At 68.2% G+C, this 1490-nt stretch carries 1 protein-coding gene; it reads left to right on the top strand.

What is annotated here, in order from left to right; all coding sequences use genetic code 11:
* Positions 1-1490, top strand: a 1490-nt coding sequence (gene acs / locus DIE15_RS36595) for an acetate--CoA ligase (RefSeq protein WP_124835878.1), incomplete at both ends; no start/stop codon positions are given.

Here is a 1490-nt window from a genome sequence, read left to right as displayed (position 1 = left end):
GCGCGCATCGGCGCGACGCACTCGGTCGTGTTCGGCGGCTTCTCCGCGAAATCGCTGAACGAGCGGCTCGTCGACGTCGGCGCCGTTGCGCTCATCACCGCCGACGAACAGGCGCGCGGCGGCAAGACGCTGCCGCTCAAGAGCATCGCCGATGAAGCGATCGCGATGGGCGGCTGCGAAGCGGTCAAGAGCGTGATCGTCTATCGCCGCACCGGCGGCAAGATCGACTGGCATGCCGATCGCGACCTGTGGATGCACGAGATCGCGGACGGCGAATCCGACACGTGCGCGCCGGAGTGGGTCGGCGCCGAGCATCCGCTGTTCATCCTGTATACGTCGGGTTCGACCGGCAAGCCGAAGGGCGTGCAGCACAGCACGGGCGGCTACCTGCTGTGGGCCGCGCAGACGATGAAGTGGACCTTCGACTGGAAGCCCACCGACGTGTTCTGGTGCACGGCCGACATCGGCTGGGTCACGGGCCATACGTACATCACGTACGGCCCGCTCGCGTGCGGCGGCACGCAGGTCGTGTTCGAGGGCGTGCCGACCTATCCGGATGCCGGGCGCTTCTGGAAGATGATCGGCGATCACAAGGTCACCGTGTTCTACACCGCGCCGACCGCGATCCGTTCGCTGATCAAAGCGGCCGAGGCCGACGACAAGGTCCACCCGAAGAGCTACGACCTGTCGAGCCTGCGCATCATCGGCACGGTCGGCGAGCCGATCAATCCGGAAGCGTGGATGTGGTACCACAAGCACGTCGGCCAGGCGCGCTGCCCGATCGTCGACACCTGGTGGCAGACCGAGACCGGCGGCCACATGATCACGCCGCTGCCGGGCGCGACGCCGACGGTGCCGGGCTCGTGCACGCTGCCGCTGCCGGGCATCATGGCCGCGGTGGTCGACGAGACGGGCCAGGACGTGCCGAACGGGCAAGGCGGGATCCTTGTCGTCAAGCGTCCGTGGCCGGCGATGATCCGCACGATCTGGGGCGACCCGGAACGCTTCAAGAAGAGCTACTACCCCGAGGAACTCGGCGGCCGGCTGTACCTGGCCGGCGACGGCACGGTGCGCGACAAGGACACCGGCTACTTCACGATCATGGGCCGCATCGACGACGTGCTGAACGTGTCGGGCCACCGGCTCGGCACGATGGAGATCGAGTCGGCGCTGGTCTCGCATGAGCTGGTGGCGGAAGCGGCGGTGGTCGGCCGCCCGGACGACACGACCGGCGAGGCGGTGGTCGCGTTCGTGGTGCTGAAGCGCTCGCGTCCGGAAGGCGAAGAAGCGGCGGCGCTGGCGAAGACGCTGCGCGACTGGGTCGGCAAGCAGATCGGGCCGATCGCGAAGCCGAAGGACATCCGCTTCGGCGACAACCTGCCGAAGACGCGCTCGGGCAAGATCATGCGGCGCCTGTTGCGCTCGCTCGCGAAGGGCGAGGCGATCACGCAGGACACCTCCACCCTCGAGAACCCGGCGATCCTCGAGCA

This window comes from Burkholderia sp. Bp9031 (genome assembly GCF_003857965.1).
GTDB classification, from domain to species: domain Bacteria; phylum Pseudomonadota; class Gammaproteobacteria; order Burkholderiales; family Burkholderiaceae; genus Burkholderia; species Burkholderia ambifaria_A.
This window is presented reverse-complemented; position numbering and strand designations above follow the sequence as displayed.